Genomic DNA, 20,829 nt, shown 5'->3' on the forward strand with positions numbered 1-20,829 from the left:
CATACTCAGACACGCTATGAAGTAAAAGTTCGCAAAAAAGTAAAATTTCCGACCCGAGCGGCGCCAAGCGTATAATAACGTAGCTATTTATTAACGGATGACGCCCAGGAGCAGAGCGAATGGCGCTGTATTTATTAGTGTTTGGAGTCTGCTTACTCGTGATTGGTGCGGTAATGCTGGTGCTGATGACTTCAAGCACCCCACGCTACCGCACGGAGCCCAAAGATTTACTGGCGCTGTTTGATAAAGCGCTCAGCAGCCAAGTGAGCGAAACCGAGTGGAACGCGATAATCGGTTACCCTATTCGGCACAACGAGTACTTGGACGGCATCAGACGCCGTGCCGCACACCTGATGGAACAGCACGGCCGCCGTTGGATGGTTGCCCAGGGTAAGCCGTTGCTCAATCAAGAGGGACAGGCAGAGCTTCAGGCCCTTCGCGACCATTTATCCGCCCACACTGCCCTTCGCCAGCAGTAGCTGTTGTGTTTTGAAGGCGTATTGCGGTTCAGGAGACCTAATGCAATTCAGGAGAACTGCATGCCCAGTACCATTCGACAAATACCGCTAGCTAGCGCTACACATCACCACACACATGATTTTCATCAGATTGTGATTACGCTATGCGGCTCTTCAGAATTTGAAATTGAAGGCTTGGGTGGGCGAGTAAATGCATTCTCGGGCTGTATCGTGCCCGCTAACCACGAGCACTACTACTCAGGTTACGGCCATAACCGGCAGTTAATTTTCGATCTTCCCGAAGACGCCCCTGCGCTAACCGGTGAGAACCGCGAACTGGTAGCACTATTCGATGCCCCACGCTTTTTTGGCCTAGATAACGCACTACGCCACTACCTAGCGTTTATGCAGAGCGAACTTGCTCAAGGGTTGGATACATCGACAAACTCCTTTCAGCAAGACCGTTTAGCCGCCACGCTTTTGGGTTCACTAAAAGCGCGCCTAGGTACTACCGCCAACAGTACGCAGCAGCGCCTGGATTTGACGCGTATTAACCGCTTTATTCGTCAACATCTCGCCGAAGACCTGCGCGTCGCCGATTTAGCGCGGCTAGCCTGTCTAAGCGAAGCGCATTTTTCCGACTGCTTCCGCGCTCAAACGGGGCTTTCGCCCTGGCAGTACGTCAAGCGCCAACGTCTACATGCGGCCCGTCAACTGATCCTGCAAAGCCGCTTGCCCCTCACCGATATTGCGATTCAAACCGGCTTTGCCAACCAAAGCGCGCTCTCTCATGCATTTCGCCGCAGTTACGGATTATCGCCGCGGAAATTACGCCAGGCAGATGTACCACCGATCTCGATTAACCCATCAAACGCTGCTTTAGGGTCAGTAGCAGGCCAGTAAAAACTCTACTAAAGTCGTATAAAGGCTACTCTTGCCGCGGAATTGACACGTTTTGCCCTGAAATCAACATACACCAAAGGTAGCTGCACTCTACATTCGCTTATTTGCTTGGGCGAAATGCCCTGTTACCCATTTGTTCTGTTCAGACTTTCGGGGGCTTCAATGCTCAATGCCAACCACATGCGTGACCCTGCCATCTGGCAAACCGATCTCGACACCCTCATGGCGCGCGTTAGCGACCACTACCTAGTGGACGAAAATAGTTACGTCAGTGAACTGATCGAGGTGCTGAATGCCAACCACGAAGATTTCGCCCGCATTGAAGCCAATACCGCTGCGCTGGTTGAGGACGTCCGTAAGATGGACACGGCTGTCGATACCATCGACGAACTGTTACAGCAATATAGCCTGGATACCCATGAAGGCCTGATGCTGATGTGCCTTGCGGAAGCTATGCTGCGCATCCCCGATAAAGCCACCGCCGACGCCTTGATCGAGGACAAACTCGGCCCCGCCGATTGGCAGTCTCACCTAGGTAAGAGCGAATCCTGGATGGTCAATGCCTCTACCTGGGGCTTATTGATGACTGGCCGCGTGCTGAAAATGGATCACCCTAAGGAGGGTCAGCCCGCCAGCTTTATTAATCGCATGGTCAATCGCATGGGCGAGCCGGTTATTCGCCGTGCCATGTACGAAGCGATGAAGATCATGGGCAAACAGTTTGTGCTGGGCCGCGATATCAATGAAGCCCTCAAGCGCTCCAAACCACTGTTCAATAAAGGCTACACCTACTCTTACGATATGCTGGGTGAAGCTGCGCGCACCCGGGACGACGCACAGCGCTATTTTGACGACTACGCACGCGCGATCGAGCAAGTGGGAAAAACCTGCAAAACCTTAAGCGATAAGACCCCGGCGCCGTCAGTCTCCATCAAGCTCTCTGCGCTCCACCCCCGTTATGAGTTTGGCCGCCGCGAGCAGGTGCTAGCTGAGCTGGTCGACACCGTTATCAAGCTAGTGAGCAAGGCGCGCGAGCTTGATGTGGCCGTTACGATTGACGCTGAAGAAGTTGATCGCCTGGAGATTTCCCTGGAAGTCTTCCGCGCGGTTTACGAAAGCGCAGCCGCCAAAGGCTGGGGGCACTTTGGCTTGGTTGTCCAAGCTTACTCCAAGCGCGCCCTGCCGGTGCTACACTACATCAATCGTTTGGCCGACCAGCAGGGGGATGAGATTCCGCTACGCTTGGTCAAAGGCGCCTATTGGGATACTGAAATCAAAGAGTCCCAGCAGCTCGGGGTCGACGGCTACCCGGTGTTTACCCGCAAAGCGGGCACCGATGTTGCCTACCTCGCCTGTGCACAGTTCCTGCTTTCTAACGATACCCGTGGGCGTATTTTCCCTCAGTTCGCGACCCACAACGCTCACACGGTGACGACGATCCTCGAGTTCGCCAACCGCGACAGCCGTCCATTCGAATTTCAACGCCTACACGGCATGGGTGAAGCCCTTTATGACGCCGCGCTTGAGCGCGCACCGAAAGGCACCTACTGCCGCATTTATGCCCCGGTGGGAGCACATAAAGACCTGCTGCCCTACCTGGTTCGTCGCCTGCTTGAGAACGGTGCCAACTCATCGTTTGTTCACCAGTTGGTCGACCCGGATGTACCGGTCAAGTCACTGTGTCAGCACCCGATTGAGACCCTGCGCCAGCAGAAAAACCTGGCCAATGCGAACATTCCACTGCCCAAGGATATTTACGGCCCTAAACGACGCAACTCTCGCGGGGTCAACCTGAACATTCGCAGCCACTACTACCCGCTGATGGAGAAGATGGCCGCGTTTATGGACAAGCAGTACCCGGCCAAGCCGCTGCTGGCCTTTGCAGTCGCAGACGACACAGCTAATACCCATAGCGTCACCAGCCCTTATGACCGCCGCAAAACTGTGGGCAGCGTGCAGTGGACCAGCAAAGAGCAGGCAACCCAGGCTCTGGATGCTGCCTGGGCCGCCTTCCCTCGCTGGGATGCCACGCCCGTGGCCGAACGCGCCGCTATCGTGCGTCGCCTGGGCGATTTGATGGAAGAGCATATGGCGGAACTAATGGCACTCTGCTCCCGGGAAGGCGGCAAATTACTGACCGATGGTGTCGATGAGATCAGAGAAGCCGTCGACTTCTGCCGCCTCTATGCCATGCGCGCAGAAGAGGACTTTGGCGAAGCGATTGTGCTGCCCGGCCCCACCGGCGAATCCAACCGCTTGATGATGGGCGGCAAAGGCGTATTCGCGGCGATTAGCCCCTGGAACTTCCCAGTGGCAATTTTCTGTGGCCAGGTAGTGGCCGCGGCAGTGGCGGGTAACACCGTACTGGCCAAACCGGCGGAGCAGACCTCCATTATTGCCCACCGGGTCATAGAGCTGCTCTACGAAGCCGGTATGCCCCGGGATGTGGTTCAGCTACTGCCCGGCGATGGCCCGACGGTAGGCAGCGTGTTGACCTCCGACTCGCGGATTACCGGCGTGGTCTTTACGGGTGGCACTGACACCGCACAAATTATCAACCGCGCCCTGGCGGCAAGGGAGAACGCCCCGCTGCCCACGTTAATCGCCGAAACCGGCGGCATGAACGCCATGATTGTCGACTCCACTGCCCTGCCCGAGCAGGTCGTGGTGGATGTGGTTCAGTCAGCCTTCCAGAGCGCCGGCCAGCGCTGTTCGGCACTGCGCGTACTGTATCTGCAAGACGATGTTGCCGACCGAGTGATCGAGATTCTCAAAGGCGCCATGAACGAGCTACACATTGGCGACCCCCGCGAACTGGGAACCGATGTTGGTCCTGTCATCGACGAAGACGCCCGCAAAGGCCTGCTGGAGCATATCGAAAAACTTAAGGCTGAAAATCGCCTTGTCGCTGAAACGCCAATGGCCGCTGAGCATACCCAGGAGGGTACTTTCGTAGCCCCCGTCGCTTTCACTATCGACAGCATCGATGCGCTGACCCGCGAGCAGTTCGGGCCAGTCCTGCATATCGTGCGCTACAAATCTAGCCAGCTTGATAAGGTCATCAACGACATCAACGGTCGCAACTACGGCCTGACGTTTGGCGTGCACAGCCGCAACGAATCGTTTGCCGCTGAAGTCGCCCAGAAAATGCGCGTGGGTAACGTGTACATCAACCGTAATATCATCGGTGCCGTGGTGGGTGTGCAGCCGTTTGGTGGTCAAGGCCTTTCAGGCACTGGCCCAAAAGCCGGTGGCCCTCACTATCTTCAGCGCTTTGTCACCGAGAAAACGATTACGAATAACACCGCCGCCTTAGGCGGGAATGCGTCGCTGTTGGCGCTAGGCGATGAGTGAGCTACTCATCAACATCACTAACCTGAACTCCTGAACAGGAAACTATCTCATGGTCGAAAATAATATAGGGATCGTTACATACAAAGGCACCACAGACCTTTCTGTCTTCATCTATAGCGGGCTCACTAGGGCCAATAACATGGATATGAAAAGGGGCTAACAACAACAAGACTGCGCCAGTACCGTACTCTTCTCGGTATGCGCACTAACCTGTCGGAGCTAGCTCCGTCCTTAATAATTGGAGAAGTTACATGGCTATAGGTGTTTGGATCAGTCTCATTGCGTACTTTGCGCTAATGGTTGCCATCGGTATTTATGCGATGCGCAAATCCACCTCTTCCTCTGAAGATTACATGCTGGGTGGTCGTACCCTCAGCCCAAAAGTAGCGGCCCTGTCGGCCGGTGCGTCAGATATGAGCGGCTGGTTGCTGCTGGGCTTGCCCGGTGCAATGTTCGTCTCGGGTTTAGGCTCGGCGTGGATCGGCATTGGTTTGCTCGTGGGGGCGTTATTCAACTGGATTCTAGTCGCCCCTCGTCTACGTGAACAGACGGTTCACTACGGCAACGCGATCACCATTCCGGCTTTCCTGGCAAACCGCTTCCCAACGCGGTCAATGTCACTGCGGACAGTCTCCGCTGTCGTCATCGTGATCTTTTTCGCAGTCTATACAGCGTCAGGCCTAGTGGCAGGCGGCAAGCTGTTTGAAAGCGCGTTTACTGGCATTTACAACTTCGGCGATATGAGCAACTACGCCATGGGGGTCATGATCACCCTGGGCGTGGTGCTTATTTATACGGTTGTCGGCGGCTTCCTGGCAGTGAGCATGACGGACTTCGTGCAAGGCTGCATCATGATGCTAGCGTTGGTGATCATGCCAGCGGTGGTGCTGTTTGGCGAAGGTGGCGGCGGCTTATCGCAGGCAACACAGACCCTGAATGAAGTCGATCCCACCCTGCTTTCCTGGACGTCGGGGCTGACCTTCATCGGGTGGCTGTCGGCTGTGACCTGGGGCCTGGGTTATTTCGGTCAGCCGCACATCATTGTGCGCTTCATGGCGATCCGCACACTCAAGGATGTGCCCATTGCCCGCAACATTGGCATGGGCTGGATGCTCATCTCGCTGATTGGTGCCGTTTCTTTGGGCATCTTCGGCCGGGCCTATGCGATCCGCAACGGTATTGATGTCCAAGATCCGGAAACGATCTTTATCATCCTGGCAGACCTACTGTTCCATCCGTTGATTACCGGCTTCCTCTATGCGGCGTTGCTTGCAGCGGTTATGAGCACCGTTTCAAGCCAGCTTCTGGTGGCCTCTTCGTCACTAACCGAAGACTTCTATCGCCTGTTCCTGCACAAGAACGCAACGGAAGCGCAGTGTGTCGCCGTAGGCCGTGTCTGTGTAGTACTTGTGGGCATTGTGGCAGCGGTTATTGCCTCTGACGAAAACTCCCAGGTTCTGGGGCTGGTCAGTAACGCTTGGGCAGGCTTCGGCGCCGCGTTTGGCCCGTTGATTATCTTGTCGTTGATGTGGTCACGCACCAATGGCAATGGCGCCATCGCAGGCATGGTCGTGGGCGCTCTCACCGTTATGATCTGGATCTCACTGGGCTGGAACGGTGAATTCCTGGGTGGTCCTGGCGTGTACGAGATTATTCCTGGCTTCATCGCGTCCTTCATCGCCATCATCGTAGTCAGCAATGCGACTGACGATGCCGGTGAATATCAGCATATCGAACGCAAGTAAGCGCTCAGCCACATTGAGCGTATCAAGAGGGCTCCCGCGGGAGCCCTCTTTAGGTTAGTTATTTTGTGTTGACTGCAAAAAGTATGACTACACCCTAACCGACGCAGCAACGCCTTAGTGTCGGCTAGCAAGGAGAGACCCTGTATGAACGACCATCTGCATAGCGACGTGAGTGATCTACGCTCACGCATTCGCACCAACTACGACGCCAACGAGGCAGATGTGCTGCACGGGCTGGTCGAGCGTATCAAGCTGTCGGAGGATGACCGCAAGAAGGTCGCCGCCGTTGGCGCCAACTACGTGGAGCGTGTGCGCAAGGAAAGGTCGCCCTCGATGATGGAGGCGTTCCTTGCCGAGTACGGGCTCTCGACCACTGAGGGCGTTGGCCTGATGTGTCTGGCAGAAGCGCTACTGCGCGTGCCCGATGCAGAAACCATCGACGACCTGATCCACGACAAGATCGAGCCCTCCGACTGGGGCGCCCACCTGGGTAAGTCCTCGTCATCAATGGTCAATGCCTCTACCTGGGCACTGCTGCTGACCGGTAAGGTGCTGGAAGAAGACCCCAAGGGCCCGACCCGAGCGCTGCGCGGCCTGGTGCGCCGGATGGGCGAGCCGGTGGTACGCAAGGCGGTTGGCCAGTCGATGAAGATTCTCGGCCGCCAGTTCGTGCTTGGCCAGACCATCGAAGAAGGCATGAAGAATGCCCGCGAACTGGAGAAACAGGGCTATACCTACTCCTACGACATGCTAGGCGAAGCAGCGCGCACCGATGAAGATGCCGTCCGCTATCACCAGGCTTATGCCAAGGCGATCTCCGCCATCGCCGAGCAGGCCAAGGGCGATGTACGCGGTAGCCCCGGCATTTCGGTGAAGCTCTCGGCGCTACATCCGCGTTATGAGTACACACACCGTGACACGGTGATGACAGAGCTAGTGCCACGCGCCAAGGAGTTGGTGCAGCAGGCGGCCAAGGCCAATATCGGTTTCAATATCGACGCCGAAGAGCAGGATCGGTTGGATCTCTCCCTCGACGTGATCGAGGCCCTAATGGCCGACCCCAGCCTGGACGGATGGGACGGCTTTGGGGTCGTCGTGCAAGCCTACGGGCGCCGCGCCGCGCCGATGATCGAGACACTCTACGAGCTGGCCGAGCGGTTTGACCGCAAAATCATGGTGCGGCTGGTTAAGGGCGCCTACTGGGATACCGAGATCAAGCTCTCCCAGGAGATGGGGGTCAAGACCTTCCCGGTCTTCACCCGCAAGGTCAACACCGATGTCAGCTACATGGCCTGCGCGCAAATGCTTCTCGACCGACGCGACCGCATCTACCCGCAGTTCGCGACCCACAACGCCCACACCTGCGCCGCCGTTGTAGAAATGGCGGGCGACGATAAGGACAGCTACGAGTTCCAGCGCCTGCATGGCATGGGCGAATCGCTGCACCACATCGTTAAAGAGTCAGAGGGCACGCACTGTCGCATCTACGCCCCGGTCGGCGCGCACCGCGACCTGCTGGCCTATCTAGTACGCCGCCTGCTGGAGAACGGCGCAAACTCCTCGTTCGTCAACCAGGTGGTGGATAGCTCGATTCCGCCCAGCGAGGTCTCAAAAGATCCCATTGAAGGGTTTAAGCAACTCGGCAACGACGTTTCAAGCCCGTTGATCCGCCAGCCCAGCGAGCTGTTTGAGCCCGACCGCAAGAATTCCAAGGGCTACCGCATCAACGAACCCGCTTCGATTTTGCCGCTGCTCAATGCCCGCGAAGCATTTGCCGACGCCACCTGGACCGCAGGCCCCATGCTGGTGGGCAGCCCCGCTCCCCAGGGCCCGGCGCGCGATGCCGTCTCCCCCGCCGACGGCTCTCGGGTGATCGGCAAGGTGCATGAAGCCACCCCGGAAGAGGTCGCCACTGCCCTCGACGCCGCCGAGCAAGGCTTCAAAGAGTGGTCGGCGCGCCCGGCAGCCGAACGCGCCGCGGTACTCCGACGCACCGCCGACCTCTACGAGGAACACATTGCCGAGCTGACCGTGATCGCCACCCGCGAAGCGGGCAAGATGATGTTCGATGGTATTGCCGAAGTGCGCGAAGCGGTGGATTTCCTGCGTTATTACGCCAACGAGGGCGAGCGGCTGGAAGCGGAAGAGCCCGGCAGCGCCCGCGGCATCTTCGTCTGCATCAGCCCGTGGAACTTTCCCCTGGCCATCACCACCGGCCAGATCGCTGCCGCCTTGGTTGCTGGCAACGCGGTGCTCGCCAAGCCCGCCGAGCAGACGCCCCTGATCGCCGCCCGCGCCGTCGAGCTGATGCGTGAGGCTGGCCTACCGGAAGCGGCACTACAGTTGCTTCCTGGCGACGGCCCAACGGTGGGCGGCCCGCTAACCAGCGATCCACGTATCGCTGGCGTCTGCTTCACCGGCTCGACCCCGGTGGCACAGATCATCCACAAGGCTCTGGCGGACAACGCAGGTCCCGACGCCGTACTGATCGCCGAGACCGGTGGTCTGAACTCCATGATCGTGGACTCCACGGCGCTGACCGAGCAAGCGGTGCGCGATATCCTGATCTCCTCCTTCCAGTCGGCTGGCCAGCGCTGTTCGGCACTGCGCATGCTGTATGTCCAGGAAGAGGCCCGCGACCGGTTGCTCAACATGCTCTATGGCGCCATGGACGCGCTCACCATTGGCGACCCCTGGAACACCGATACCGACGTCTCGCCAGTGATCGACGCCGATGCCCAACAGGAAATCAGCGACTACGTGGCGTCGAATGAGAAAGCTGGCAAAGTGCTGAAGAAACTGTCTGCACCGGACACCGGTACCTTTGTCACCCCGGCGGTGATCGAGGTTGGAGGCATTGAAGATCTCGAACGTGAAATCTTCGGTCCGGTTCTGCACGTGGCCACCTTCAAGGCGCGGGATATCGACAAGGTCGTCGACGACATCAATGGCAAGGGCTACGGGCTGACCTTCGGCCTGCATACCCGCATCGACGACCGCGTGCAGCAGATCGTCGAGCGCATCCATGTCGGCAACGTCTACGTCAACCGTAACCAGATCGGTGCCATCGTTGGCTCTCAGCCGTTCGGCGGCGAGGGCCTCTCAGGTACCGGGCCTAAGGCTGGCGGCCCGCTCTACGTCAATCGCTTCCGCCGCACCGCTGAAGCCGAGTGCCACGAGACGCCGGAGGGAAAAGCCGTATCACTCGGCGACCTCCAATCGGCCATAGACGGGCTGGATGCGCGTAACTGGGCGGTACGACCCAATCGCATCGAGGTACTGCGCAAGGCGCTCTCCGGCAAAGGCGGCGTGATCCGCAAGGCACTTGCCGAAACGGCAGCGTTAGATATGACACCGCAGACCCTCCCAGGGCCGACAGGGGAAAGCAACCGCCTGGCAATGTACCCCAAGGGAGTGGTTCTGTGCCTAGGGCCGACGCTGGATATCGCCATTGCTCAAGCAGCACAGGCCCTAGGCGCGGGCTGTGCCGCTGTCGTAGTCGCACCAGGTGCCGAGCAAGCCGTGAAGCCGCTGACCGATGCCGGCGCACCGGTGGCTGGGCTTGATGGAGGCGTTTCGGCCGAGACACTGAGCGAAGTCAAAGGCATTGCGGCGGTCGCCGCCGCTGGCGCCAGCGACTGGACACGTGAACTGCGGATGGCGCTGGCCAAGCGCGACGGAGCCATCGTATCGCTCGAGACCCAGACCATCTCGCCGGATCGCTACGTGGTGGAACGTCATCTGTGCATAGACACAACCGCAGCGGGTGGTAACGCCAGCCTGCTGGCAACGGCTGAATAGGTCGGCGCTAAATGGTAGGTGCTTAGGGATCGGTGCTTAGGAGGCGAGCGACTCATTGAGGTCGCTCGCCCTCCACCCAGACTGTCTCAGTAATCAATAGTTAGCCACTACTCGTTAGCGGCTTTTTTTATCTAACGAACGAGTTTTCCGGTAATAGCAGCTAGTGATGCATTATTCGTAGTGGCTCCAGAGCCTAAGAACTTTCACCACTCGCTCGTCCTCAAGCACTTGGTAGACTAGGCGATGCTGGATATTGATCCGGCGTGAGTAGGCGCCAGCAAGATCACCAATGAGCTTCTCAAACGGAGGCGGCTTACGGTAGGGGTCTTCTGCAATCAGTACCAGTAAATCCTGGGCTTTTGGCTTGAGGCCGCTGGAGGCCAGTTTCTTCGCATCTTTTTGGGCTTGTTTGGTGTAAACCAACTTCCATGTCACCAGTCCAGCTCCTCACCGCATTCATCTAGGGGGGTATTCATCCCCTCACGAATAGACTCCCGCATACCTGGCACGGAGAGCAGGTAAAGTGTTTCCTGAATCGCCGACCAGTCTTCCTCGGATACCAAGACAGCTTTGTTCCGCTTGCCCATGATGACGATGGGCTGGTGAGACTCGGCAGTTTCGTCGATCAACCGATAAAGATTGCTGCGCGCCTCAGTTGCTGTGATTCCGGTCATGACGCCCTCTTGCTCATTCAATTTTCTAACAATGTACGCCTTTGGGTACGTACGTCAAGGCGAACGTTGTGCATAACACCGTCAGAATACGTCTTTCGCGTGTATGGCCCTGATACTCATTGAGCCTTTTCTCCCGGTTTCGTGGTAGCGGCCTTGTAACATGTTGCCCCAAATAAGGCCTCATAGACCTCATCGATAGAACTGAAATTTTTAAACCAACCTTTTGGCAAAACCCTTATATTAGGGCGTTCGGCTTTAAATCCGCCCTGGTCGCCCTTGGTATGTTTTGCAACCTTAAGCCCGTCAAGGCTAGGCAATTTCTCGCCTGGAAGAGAGCCAAAGAAGAGGAATGGCCCCAGCTCCAAGGTATCTTCGTTGAAATAAATCCAAATAACACACCCAGAAGGCTTTTCAGAAAGCCTCGTATGAACTTTCTGGCTGGCTGTTTTGCCGCCAACGTATGAAGCTTTAAGCTGTATATGCCTCACGACCCCATTATCTTCCGCTATTAGATCATAGCCAGCGTTATCAACTTCTGGACTCGCCACCTCTAGCGTGCAGCCAAATTCCTTCCAGGAAAGCTTTAGCAGTTCGCCAATGAAAAGATGCTCAACGAGCTTTTCTCTAAAAGACGAGTGTTCGCTATGGTTCAACGCCTTCTCTCCACGTAACGCCGTAATCCCAAGCTTGTTGCGTACATTGCTTTAGCCTCTTGCTTCTGACAAGTAGCCTTTTGCAAGCTCGCCTACGAAACGACGCCCAGGATTAGAGCCGTTTATCCAATCATCAGGCGCAAATAGTTCAAACAGTCCTACCTTGATCAGTGTCGGCACCGCCAGCTCAAGCTCTTTCTCTACTTGCCCGCGCTCGCCTGAATTGTATAGATTAATGTTGTGGAGCATGGTTGCGACAGTGCCCGTCTGTACCTTGCTACCATCTTTAAGTCGAACAGAAGGAAGAACCTGACCTTCTGAAACAATTTTTTGGTTGGCCTCAGCCAACTGGTCTGAGTTTTCAATACTGTTGCTCATTGCAATTATTCCTCTTTAAAGCAGCTCAAGACAGTCATCAGCGTGGGCAAACGCAGCGAAGGGGTTGGCATCCGGTGCACGGCCTAAATGGGCTGTTTCAGGCGGCAACAAGTTTCTTAGCGTTTGCGCTAGAGTCCATCAGTTCAAAATGAACGAGCAACTGACTCTGCTCGGCTACAGTTTTGATGATGGTGCTCTTGTCCTTGAACTGATGGTCTTGGGCTCACACGAAAATTTCTACCACGATCTCAAACGGTAGCAATGACGTTATAACTCCCGGTACAAGCTGCGCTTTGGAGCAGCGGAAAAGCGCTCACCGTGATGCCGCTTGTTATGGTTTCTGCTCACTAAGCTCAACCTTTCTGCCATCAGGATCTTGGACGACATAAACATGCTTTCCGCCAAACTTATACTGGTCCACTAATTCTAAGTCAGGGATGATATTGCCCAGACCTTCCACTGAAAATCCTAGTCGCGTGTTGTCTACTGATTCGCTGCTAACCAATGGATACAACTCGAATACAAACCCCGCATTTTCTGACGAGTAATGCACTGGCCCACAGCCATGCTGCTCTTCCACGAAGCTGAAACCGAGCTGCTCATAGAACTGCTTGCTGGCCCGCAAATCGCTGCACCGTAGTACGAACAAATCAAGTTTCATAATTCACCAAAATGACATAACGCTGCAACGTGCGCGGCTTTGTAATAAAGGCGCAGCCGCAACGTACAAGCAGTCGCTGTACCTGCGGCTATTATCCATTTGCCGAAATTACAGTTATGTTAAACCCTTCATCAGGTGTGGGCGCAACAAAGTACTTTGTAACCTGCTCAAACATCTCTTCAGTATCCGTTGTCGCTCTCTGCGGTTGTTCTGCACGCCTTTTGGCTATCTGCTCTAAGCAGGTATCATTTGGCTGGTCAATGTAAATTAGCTCATGGGGAGCCTGAATCTCTGAAAAGACACTTCTAAGCCATTTTCGTTGCGGAATCGTATTTGCAGGAAAGTCCATTACCACATTAGTGCCTGACGCCAAGATCGACTGAGCCAGCTTCTTCATTTGAGGCTTGAGCCGTCCAGCATATTTTACGTAATCTTCCAGTGTCTTAATGCTATCGGGATAAACCGACGCAAGCCACTCGTCTTCTGAAAGCAGTACGGCGTTTCGTTCTTGGGAAACTTCAAGAGACTTTGTAGTTTTCCCTGCCCCCATTTTCCCGCAGAAAAATGTCAACACTCCTTTCTTCATTTCTTGCCTCGTATTGCATAGCAGTTTATTTCTGCGCATACGTATTTTCCTAGAAAGCGTAACACCATAAAAAAACTCCAATGTGTTAATAGTAATGGGCAAATTACCAACTCCCATTCAAATGCTCGCTAGAAAAATGCGCATGCTCATTCCTGACCATCTTTTCGCATTGCCTATAAACACGAGCAGATGTTTTACAACTTGCTGTTTTAATTTATTTTTATAAACAATATTCTGGCAATATTTGATCATACCTCTTGCTGAGCGTATCAGAAAAACACGCATTACAGACTAAAAATACTTCATATCACTGCGCATGCATCCATACAAATGGGCAAGCCAAATGGTTAGCAGCCCGCTTCTGAATTAGGTCTCTCCAGCCGCCCCTCCCCCTAACCCCCCATGTCTAATAACTCTTGCCCTGGATCAATAATCCACTCCCTGGGCCTCGTTACACTGGTTTCATCGTTAAGCGGCTATCGAAAAGCCGTCTAATCTTACTATCTGCGTTAACACCTGGAGTGATCCCATGCGTAAAGCCGCCCTGCCTACATTATTCGTCACCACTGTTGCCGCTGCGGCAATGATGACCAGCAGCCAGGCATTCGCCTACGGCGCTGGCGATTTCTTCACCCGCGTGGGTGTGGCCAAAGTCGCCCCCACCAGCGACAACGGCTCACTGGCCAACGGTGCGCTATCAGTGGATGTAAAGGATAAAACCGATTTCGCGTTCACCTTGGGCTATCGCTTCCACGATAAAGTCGGCGTGGAACTACTGGCGGCGCTGCCGTTTGAACACGACATCCATTTAAACGGCGATAACATTGCCTCAACCAAGCACCTGCCGCCGACCCTAACACTGCAGTACTACCCGCTGGGCGGCACTCAGTCACGCGTACAGCCCTATGTCGGCGCCGGTATTAACTACACCTTTTTCTCCGATGAGGAGCTGACGATTGGTGATTTAGACCTGGATGACTCCTGGGGAGCGGCAGGCCAGGTAGGTGTTGATCTATTAATTGATGACCATTGGGCGCTGAACGCCGCTGCTTGGTACATCGATATTGATACCGATGCGAGCGTTAACGGTGCGGCGGCAGGTACCGTTGAGATCGATCCTCTCGTGGTCATGGCAGGCCTCAGTTACCGCTTCTAAGCCACTTGCAAAACCGCTAGCGGATGTTATCCACAAAGCCTGCCTCACGGTGGGCTTTGTGCGTTTAGTAGCATGCCGCTTTAAGCGCTTTCAGTGACGATCTGGTCGACCTTCTCTACCGCCCGCACGATGAGCAGCTGGTGGTGGGCGGGTGTTTTCTCCTGCTGTAAATAGGCCGCCACGGCGGGAGCCACCTCGCACTTTGCGGGCATGGCTGCACGGGCATCCATCAAAGCGTTCAAGCGGGCAATAAACACAAAGCGTACCCATTGAGGCAGCGACATCGTGTCGATGCAAAATGGCTGCTGGCTGGCAAACGCCTCTGCATCGGGTGTTGGCATGCGCCATAGATCGGCGGCTTTCATCGACGCCTCAAGCTCTAGAAGTGCTGTCTGCAGCGGTTGATAAGTACTCATAAAGACGTGTGTCACTACCTCGGAAAATGAAAAGTGTGTCGTCTGCCCATTATCCCCACTCAGCGAGTGCCTTGCCACCTATCAACGCTTGCGGGAAGTTATCCATAGACTCACAGAAAACCTGCACGAGCCTGTGGATAAACTATGGAAAGGTGTCGCAACGCTTGCTCTCATGGGGCTTTCGCACAGTTGATTAATTTTTAACCGCATTGTCATTAATGCTAATGCCTTAAGGCACTGTCATTAACACCATGTTTTATCAGCCTCTGCGGCTGACAGTGTCACATCAGCAAGGTAGAGTGCAGGCTTGCAACGCGGAAGGATGTCATGCAACCAATTCAAACCCTTGATGAGTTTTTTACCCGCAGCGGTGGCGAGGTTTCCCTTTACCATATGGGGCGTCATGTCGTCTCCTGCCCGCGGGAGTCACTTGCCGCCTTTGAAGGTGGCGAAATGGCCTGGCCAGAACCCTGGCAAGGCCAAGCGCGCTTAGCCATTGTGTTTCGCCTTGGCGATATGCCCGAACCGGCTATTTGGTTCTTAGCCTTACCACTGGACGAGCAGGGAATGATTGCCCCCGCCCAGCGCGATGCGTTTTTAAACCGGCTGCTGGAAACACTGGGGCGCGCGGTTTCTAACGTGGGTCGTGAAGAAACAGCGGACGTGGATCACTTAATGAAGGATAATCCCCTCGCCTTCACGCCTAGCATCACCTTCCAAGCCATGCTCAATGCACGCGCCACCCATGCGCGTGGGCTACCCGCCAGCCAGCATTTTGAGCCGGTTGATGCCTACTTGAGCGGCCAGCAAGCGATCGATTGGCAGGCATTGGGGTTACAAGGGATTGCCGATTACGTCGTGAGAATGGAAACACTTGACGCTGAATCGCTCGCGCAGCGGTTGCCTGAACTGCCTACCGCCGTTATCCACTCCTTGTGCTACTGTTTAGAGCACCAGCCATTGCCACAGGCGTTAGTCGCGGCACTGCAGCGTCGTGGCGAAGCCGCTGCACAAGCGGGCGACATCGAAACGCTGTGTGCCTGCCTGCGCGCAGTGGGCAATACGGATGCATCAGAGGTGGGTAATTGGTACACGGCCTTACTTAACGACTCAGCGGCCTGTGGGCCGGATGTGCTCGCGGCAATAGCCGGGCGCGGCTGGGGCTATCTTGAAGACGCGCAGCGCCTGCCACTTTTTCTGCAACGCTTAGCAGAAGATGAGCGTAGCGATTTTGCCGCCGTAGTGCGTGATATTGCGTTAATACCACGACTACGCTTACCGGTCATGATGGCACTGCGGGATGCGCCTGCTGGCTCCGCAACTCAACGCCGTTTGACACTGATGATGTCACAGAGGAACGCTTGATCCGATGTCACTTTTAATTGCAAGGAGTGAGCCGTGAAGGAATTACCCTATCAGGCCAAAGCGGTCATTGGCCGCCGCGAGATGGTGACGCTACCTGAACTAGGGCTTCACCTATGCTGTAAAGCTGACACTGGCGCGCGAACATCTGCTCTGCATGCAGAAGAGATAGAGACCGATGAAGATGACCATGGTCAACTGTGGGTTAGCTTTATCACCCATAGCGGAGGGCCAGACACGCCAGCGCATCGCTTCCGATTGCACCTGCATGATCGACGCCGGGTCACCAGTTCCAACGGTCATAGCGAGTGGCGCTATGTTATACGTACCCCGATGCAGATGGGCGACTTGAATTTCCCCATTGAACTGACCCTTACTGACCGCAGCAATATGCGCCACCCGATGCTACTAGGCCGTAGCGCCATGCGCCGCCTCCTGGTGGCCCCCGGTGCCGCATTCTTGCACGGTGAGCCTTAACCCCTTATTAGTCGCTTCAATCTCAGCTCGGAGTCTCCTACATGCATATCGCTCTGCTGTCACGCAATCGCAATTTGTACTCTACCCGCCGCCTGGTTGAAGCCGCAGAGCAGCGTGGGCATACCGCCCGCGTGGTGGACACGCTGCGTTGCTATATGAGCATTACCTCGCACCACCCTTCGATCCACTATAAAGGCCAAGAGATTGAGCCTTTCGATGCGGTGATCCCGCGCATTGGTTCATCGGTCACCTTTTACGGCTGTGCGGTGCTGCGCCAGTTTGAAATGATGGGCACCTACGTTATCAACGATAACGTTTCGATTACCCGTTCGCGGGATAAATTGCGCTCACTGCAACTGCTGTCGCGTAAAGGGTTGGGGCTACCGATTACCGGCTTTGCCCACTCCCCCGATGACATTCCCGACCTAATCACCATGGTCAAAGGTGCGCCGCTGGTCATCAAGCTGCTTGAAGGCACCCAGGGGATTGGTGTGGTATTGGCGGAAACCAACCAGGCCGCTGAATCCGTCATTCAAGCGTTCATGGGCATGAAAGCCAATATCATGGTGCAGGAGTACATCAAAGAGGCGCGTGGCGCCGATATTCGCTGCTTCGTGATTGGCGATAAAGTGGTGGCTTCAATGAAGCGCCAAGCGGCGGACGGTGAGTTTCGCTCGAATCTACACCGCGGCGGCACCGCCACCGTGATCCGCATCACCCCTGAAGAGCGTTCAACGGCGATCCGTGCAGCCAAGGCCATGGGTCTGCGCGTTGCCGGTGTCGATTTGCTACGCTCCAATCACGGCCCGGTGATTATGGAGGTTAACTCTTCGCCTGGTTTGCAGGGCATTGAGAACGCCACCGGCAAAGATATTGCGGGAATGATCATTGAGCACATTGAAAGAAACGCTTCACCAGCCCGTAAAGCACCGCCCAAGCCTAAAGGCTAAGGCAAAATATTAAAATAATCCGTTTCGGGGGTGGCAAATAGTCGCTGTCACCCCCACAATCTGCGTCACCGAAGGAGGTAGACGCTCATGTTTCTCGATAATCGCCAAGTGGCGATGGACAGCGTATTGGAAGCGCTGGCCGATAGCATTGATTATTTCCAAGACAATATTGAACGCCTGCGCCCGTCGCTGCGTGACGCTTTAAAGCCGCATTATGCTGCGCGGCTCAAGCAAATGCGCCAGCTGCAGGATCTGGCCCGTGCGCATTTAAAAATGCTGCCCCGGGATGCAGACGTTGAGCGCGATGATTTTTTATGGCTGTGGAGCCGTCTAAAAAGCTTTGTCGGCAACGATAGCCAAGTACTCATCAATGAGCTATTGGAGCAAGAGCGTGTATTAATGCAGGCGCTCTCCTCACTGTATACCCACCCGTTACCCGATCCAATTGAACCGGTGGTAGAAGAGTGCATGCAGGGATGCCGTAAGCTTATCCGCGAGCTGTATGCGCTGCAAAAGCGCAAAACCCACCGTTAACGCCCTATAGGCACGCTGCTAGGGGCTTTAAGCTATCTATGCTCAGGACCTCTATGCTCAAGGGCCTGGTCAAAGGGCTATGGAGGGCTAAAGCGCTCGTTTAGTGATGGCAGAATAAGGTCTATGGGCGTCCGCCTGGGTAATTCGATGGGCTCAGGCGTACCGAGAAAATAGGGCTCCCTCCCCCATACATAGAGATCGCCCAGGGTGGCTACGCGCGCTGCCCACTCGCGCAGCTTTAAACGCCACCCCACTGCTACGGTAGGGTCATCCGCCACACAGCCAGTGACATCGATACCTAGCGCACGACCAATAAATACCGCGCGGGGAAGATGCCAGCTCTGGGTGATCAGCAGGGCTTTATCCAGCTGAAAAACGTCCCGGGCACGCGCTAGCGTGTCGTAGGTGCTAAAACCAGCAAAATCCATGGTCAGCTGTTCAGGCGCGACACCGCGTCGGTACAGCTCGCGCCACATTGCGCGCGGCTCGTTATACGCCTGGGTACGATTATCCCCAGAGAGCAAAAGATGCTCGACCTGAGCCTGCTCAATTAAAGTAGCAGCGGTTCGCATGCGCGCATGGAAGTGCGGGTTTCGCACCCCGCTACGCGTCCAGTGAGACGTGCCGAAGACAATCCCCACTTCTGCTGGATGACACTGCTGCGGCTGACGCTCAATGTATGCAGCGGTAGTCGCGAGCACCCAAAAATTGCCGCCTATAAACAGCAATGTCGCCAGCAGCAACAGTGCTCCTAGCGACATTAAAAAACGCTTCGACCACGTTAATAACACGTTATGCATCCAGCTCCCCAGCCGGGGTTAGAACATGCCGAGTTCAAGCTTGGCCTCGTCACTCATCATGTCACGGCTCCAGGGCGGGCTGAAAACTATTTCGGTGTGAACCTTGCTGATCTGCGGCGCACCGAGGATCTTATTGCGCGCATCCGCCGCGATCACATCGCCCATCCCACATCCAGGGGCGGTCAGCGTCATGCGGATAGTTACCATACGCTCACCACTGATAAGGCGCTCGATGCGGCAACCATAGACAAGCCCCAAGTCAACGATATTGACCGGTATCTCCGGGTCAAAGCAGGTGCGCAGTTGATCCCACACGAACTGCTCGATCTCCTCCTCGGTCGCCGTTTCGGGCAGCGTAGGACGCGGTAGCGACTCAAGCCCCAGGGCATCCAGGTTTTGCCCCTCAATCAAATAGAGGCGCCCCTCAAAACCGACGCTTACCGTACTGCCTTTCGCCTGCATAACGCTAACAACGCTATCTTCAGCCAGTGTTTCCGTACTGCCAAACGGAATGGCAATGGCTTCCACATCGCGCTGGAGCGGTAACTGTTGGCCACGTTCCAGACTGGCAACTTGCTCAAGATCCATAACTGTCCTTAAATGACGATTCTTAAAGAACCGACCTTAACGCACCATACCAATGACACGTTGGAGTGCTTCTACAAAGCGATCCACTTCTTCGAGGGTATTATACGCAGCAAATGAAGCGCGGCACGTCGCGTCGACCCCAAAATGATGCAACAAGGGCTGCGCGCAGTGGTGACCGGTACGAATAGCGACGCCAAGCTGATCGATCAGCAAGCCAATATCTTGCGAATGCGCCCCTTCCACAATAAAGGAAAGAACGGCCGCTTTATCCGGCGCAGTGCCTAAAATACGTAGACCATCGATTTGACCGACCGCCTGGGTAGCGTGATCGAGCAGTTGGCCTTCCCAGGCGCCGATGGCATCTATGCCAATGCTCTCCATCCACTCAAGCGCTCGACCCAGGGCAATGACCTCCGCAATAGCGGGCGTGCCCGCTTCAAACTTATGCGGAATAGCGGCAAAAGTGGTACCCGCATCAAAGGAGACCGTACTGATCATCTCCCCGCCCCCCTGCCAGGGCGGCATCGCTTCAAGCAGCGCCTGCTTGCCGTAGAGCACACCAACGCCTGTCGGCCCATACACTTTGTGGCCAGAGAAGGCATAGAAGTCAGCATCGATTGCCTGCACATCGACCACTTGGTGAGGTGCTGCCTGAGCACCATCAATCAGAATCAGCGCACCCTGCAGATGGGCAAGCGTTGCCATCTCTTGCACCGGGTTGATGGTTCCCAGAGCATTAGAGACATGGTTCACCGCCACCAGCTTAGTGCGCTCACTCAGCAGCGAGCGATAGGCAGCCATATCCAGCGCGCCGTTGGCCTCAACGGGAATCACCTTAATAGTAAAGCCAATCTCGGCGGCCAACAGCTGCCAGGGAACAATATTGGAGTGATGCTCCAACATCGAAATCAACACCTCATCGCCAGGTGCAAGATTTGCACGCCCCCAGCTATGCACGACCAGATTAATCGCTTCCGTGGTGCCGCGGGTAAAGATGATCTGACGCGCATCTTCCGCATTAAGGAACGCCTTAACCCGGTGGCGCGTGCCTTCAAACGCCGCCGTCGCCTCATCGGCGAGAGTATGCAGCCCGCGGTGAATATTGGCGTTATAGCGCGAGTAGTAATCGCTAAACACGTCAATCACCTGCTGAGGTGTTTGGCTAGTGGCCGCATTATCTAAATAGATCAGCGGCTTGCCGTGCACCTCACGGGCCAGCACCGGAAAGTCCTGGCGCAGGCGCATAACATCAAAGGTCGCTTGCGCAGGGCTTGTTTGCAAAGAACTCGATTGCAAAGGGCTGTGCGTTGGCTCAATAACGGAATGTGGCATC

At 55.5% G+C, this 20,829-nt stretch carries 20 protein-coding genes and 1 pseudogene; 11 read left to right on the forward strand and 10 right to left on the reverse strand.

Annotated elements, in window-relative coordinates; all coding sequences use genetic code 11:
• Positions 1 to 119: 119 nt before the first annotated feature.
• The 5 genes from ACW17M_RS21775 (at position 120) to putA (ACW17M_RS21795) (ending at position 10,261) form a co-directional block, all read left to right on the forward strand.
• Positions 120 to 479 carry a hypothetical protein gene (locus tag ACW17M_RS21775; protein WP_022522992.1) on the forward strand — a complete coding sequence of 120 codons (360 nt, stop codon included), beginning with the start codon at positions 120 to 122 and terminating at the stop codon, positions 477 to 479.
• Between the two features lie 60 nt (positions 480 to 539).
• On the forward strand, positions 540 to 1,361 hold the full coding sequence (locus tag ACW17M_RS21780) for an AraC family transcriptional regulator (protein ID WP_022522991.1): 822 nt from the start codon (positions 540 to 542) through the stop codon (positions 1,359 to 1,361).
• 162 nt (positions 1,362 to 1,523) lie between these two features.
• A complete protein-coding gene (gene putA / locus ACW17M_RS21785) occupies positions 1,524 to 4,715 on the forward strand; it encodes a bifunctional proline dehydrogenase/L-glutamate gamma-semialdehyde dehydrogenase PutA (protein ID WP_457548084.1) in 3,192 nt (1,063 codons plus the stop codon).
• A gap of 251 nt (positions 4,716 to 4,966) precedes the next feature.
• Complete coding sequence (putP, locus tag ACW17M_RS21790) at positions 4,967 to 6,460, forward strand: sodium/proline symporter PutP (protein WP_009287104.1); 1,494 nt, start codon at positions 4,967 to 4,969, stop codon at positions 6,458 to 6,460.
• 144 nt (positions 6,461 to 6,604) lie between these two features.
• Positions 6,605 to 10,261 (forward strand): bifunctional proline dehydrogenase/L-glutamate gamma-semialdehyde dehydrogenase PutA, encoded by a 3,657-nt coding sequence (gene putA, locus ACW17M_RS21795; RefSeq protein WP_457548085.1) that lies wholly within the window; start codon positions 6,605 to 6,607, stop codon positions 10,259 to 10,261.
• Positions 10,262 to 10,432: 171 nt separating this feature from the next.
• Here the strand turns inward: putA (ACW17M_RS21795) and ACW17M_RS21800 are convergent, their stop codons facing one another.
• From ACW17M_RS21800 to ACW17M_RS21815, 4 genes are all read right to left on the reverse strand, one after another.
• Positions 10,433 to 10,696, reverse strand: coding sequence for a Txe/YoeB family addiction module toxin (locus ACW17M_RS21800; RefSeq protein WP_039859212.1), 264 nt, complete (start codon positions 10,694 to 10,696; stop codon positions 10,433 to 10,435).
• A complete protein-coding gene (locus ACW17M_RS21805) occupies positions 10,693 to 10,935 on the reverse strand; it encodes a type II toxin-antitoxin system Phd/YefM family antitoxin (protein WP_138800842.1) in 243 nt (80 codons plus the stop codon). Before ACW17M_RS21805 ends, ACW17M_RS21800 begins: the two co-directional genes overlap by 4 nt.
• A 116-nt stretch (positions 10,936 to 11,051) precedes the next feature.
• Complete coding sequence (locus tag ACW17M_RS21810; protein WP_041158648.1) at positions 11,052 to 11,588, reverse strand: PDDEXK-like family protein; 537 nt, start codon at positions 11,586 to 11,588, stop codon at positions 11,052 to 11,054.
• Positions 11,589 to 11,639: 51 nt separating this feature from the next.
• Positions 11,640 to 11,966, reverse strand: coding sequence for a DUF7709 family protein (locus ACW17M_RS21815; protein WP_027958672.1), 327 nt, complete (start codon positions 11,964 to 11,966; stop codon positions 11,640 to 11,642).
• 130 nt (positions 11,967 to 12,096) lie between these two features.
• Here ACW17M_RS21815 and ACW17M_RS21820 point away from each other — a divergent pair.
• Positions 12,097 to 12,225, forward strand: a pseudogene (locus ACW17M_RS21820) (type II toxin-antitoxin system RelE/ParE family toxin); the annotation flags it as partial.
• Between the two features lie 72 nt (positions 12,226 to 12,297).
• Here ACW17M_RS21820 and ACW17M_RS21825 read toward each other — a convergent pair.
• Together ACW17M_RS21825 and ACW17M_RS21830 are read right to left on the reverse strand one after the other, a co-directional pair.
• Entirely contained in the window at positions 12,298 to 12,627 is a 330-nt protein-coding gene (locus tag ACW17M_RS21825) for a VOC family protein (protein ID WP_035538312.1), read from the reverse strand.
• 91 nt (positions 12,628 to 12,718) lie between these two features.
• Positions 12,719 to 13,330: an AAA family ATPase gene (locus tag ACW17M_RS21830; protein ID WP_200890255.1), complete on the reverse strand. Its 612-nt coding sequence runs from the start codon at positions 13,328 to 13,330 to the stop codon at positions 12,719 to 12,721.
• Positions 13,331 to 13,742: 412 nt separating this feature from the next.
• On the opposite strand from ACW17M_RS21830, the gene ACW17M_RS21835 reads away from it, so the two are divergent.
• Complete coding sequence (locus ACW17M_RS21835; RefSeq protein ID WP_457548086.1) at positions 13,743 to 14,369, forward strand: OmpW/AlkL family protein; 627 nt, start codon at positions 13,743 to 13,745, stop codon at positions 14,367 to 14,369.
• An 80-nt stretch (positions 14,370 to 14,449) separates the two neighbouring features.
• Here ACW17M_RS21835 and ACW17M_RS21840 read toward each other — a convergent pair whose 3' ends face one another.
• Positions 14,450 to 14,785: a YqcC family protein gene (locus ACW17M_RS21840; protein ID WP_027958669.1), complete on the reverse strand. Its 336-nt coding sequence runs from the start codon at positions 14,783 to 14,785 to the stop codon at positions 14,450 to 14,452.
• Positions 14,786 to 15,112: 327 nt separating this feature from the next.
• Between ACW17M_RS21840 and ACW17M_RS21845 the strand changes: the two genes are divergently transcribed.
• The 4 genes from ACW17M_RS21845 (at position 15,113) to ACW17M_RS21860 (ending at position 18,108) form a co-directional block, all read left to right on the forward strand.
• Positions 15,113 to 16,150 (forward strand): DUF3549 family protein, encoded by a 1,038-nt coding sequence (locus ACW17M_RS21845; protein ID WP_457548087.1) that lies wholly within the window; start codon positions 15,113 to 15,115, stop codon positions 16,148 to 16,150.
• A gap of 33 nt (positions 16,151 to 16,183) precedes the next feature.
• Positions 16,184 to 16,624, forward strand: coding sequence for an ATP-dependent zinc protease family protein (locus ACW17M_RS21850; RefSeq protein ID WP_009287110.1), 441 nt, complete (start codon positions 16,184 to 16,186; stop codon positions 16,622 to 16,624).
• A 41-nt stretch (positions 16,625 to 16,665) separates the two neighbouring features.
• Positions 16,666 to 17,574 carry a 30S ribosomal protein S6--L-glutamate ligase gene (gene rimK / locus ACW17M_RS21855; protein WP_009287111.1) on the forward strand — a complete coding sequence of 303 codons (909 nt, stop codon included), beginning with the start codon at positions 16,666 to 16,668 and terminating at the stop codon, positions 17,572 to 17,574.
• An 87-nt stretch (positions 17,575 to 17,661) separates the two neighbouring features.
• Entirely contained in the window at positions 17,662 to 18,108 is a 447-nt protein-coding gene (locus ACW17M_RS21860; RefSeq protein WP_009287112.1) for a hypothetical protein, read from the forward strand.
• A gap of 77 nt (positions 18,109 to 18,185) precedes the next feature.
• Here ACW17M_RS21860 and ACW17M_RS21865 read toward each other — a convergent pair whose 3' ends face one another.
• Genes ACW17M_RS21865 through ACW17M_RS21875 form a run of 3 tightly spaced genes read right to left on the reverse strand, consistent with a single transcriptional unit; the run spans position 18,186 to position 20,828 of the window.
• Positions 18,186 to 18,908: a SanA/YdcF family protein gene (locus ACW17M_RS21865; RefSeq protein WP_233974539.1), complete on the reverse strand. Its 723-nt coding sequence runs from the start codon at positions 18,906 to 18,908 to the stop codon at positions 18,186 to 18,188.
• Between the two features lie 18 nt (positions 18,909 to 18,926).
• Positions 18,927 to 19,496 (reverse strand): putative Fe-S cluster assembly protein SufT, encoded by a 570-nt coding sequence (sufT, locus tag ACW17M_RS21870; protein ID WP_009287114.1) that lies wholly within the window; start codon positions 19,494 to 19,496, stop codon positions 18,927 to 18,929.
• Positions 19,497 to 19,532: 36 nt separating this feature from the next.
• Positions 19,533 to 20,828 carry a cysteine desulfurase gene (locus ACW17M_RS21875; protein WP_233974538.1) on the reverse strand — a complete coding sequence of 432 codons (1,296 nt, stop codon included), beginning with the start codon at positions 20,826 to 20,828 and terminating at the stop codon, positions 19,533 to 19,535.
• Position 20,829 lies beyond the last annotated feature (1 nt).

The sequence above is a fragment of the Vreelandella sp. 2A-K22 genome (genome assembly GCF_054065485.1).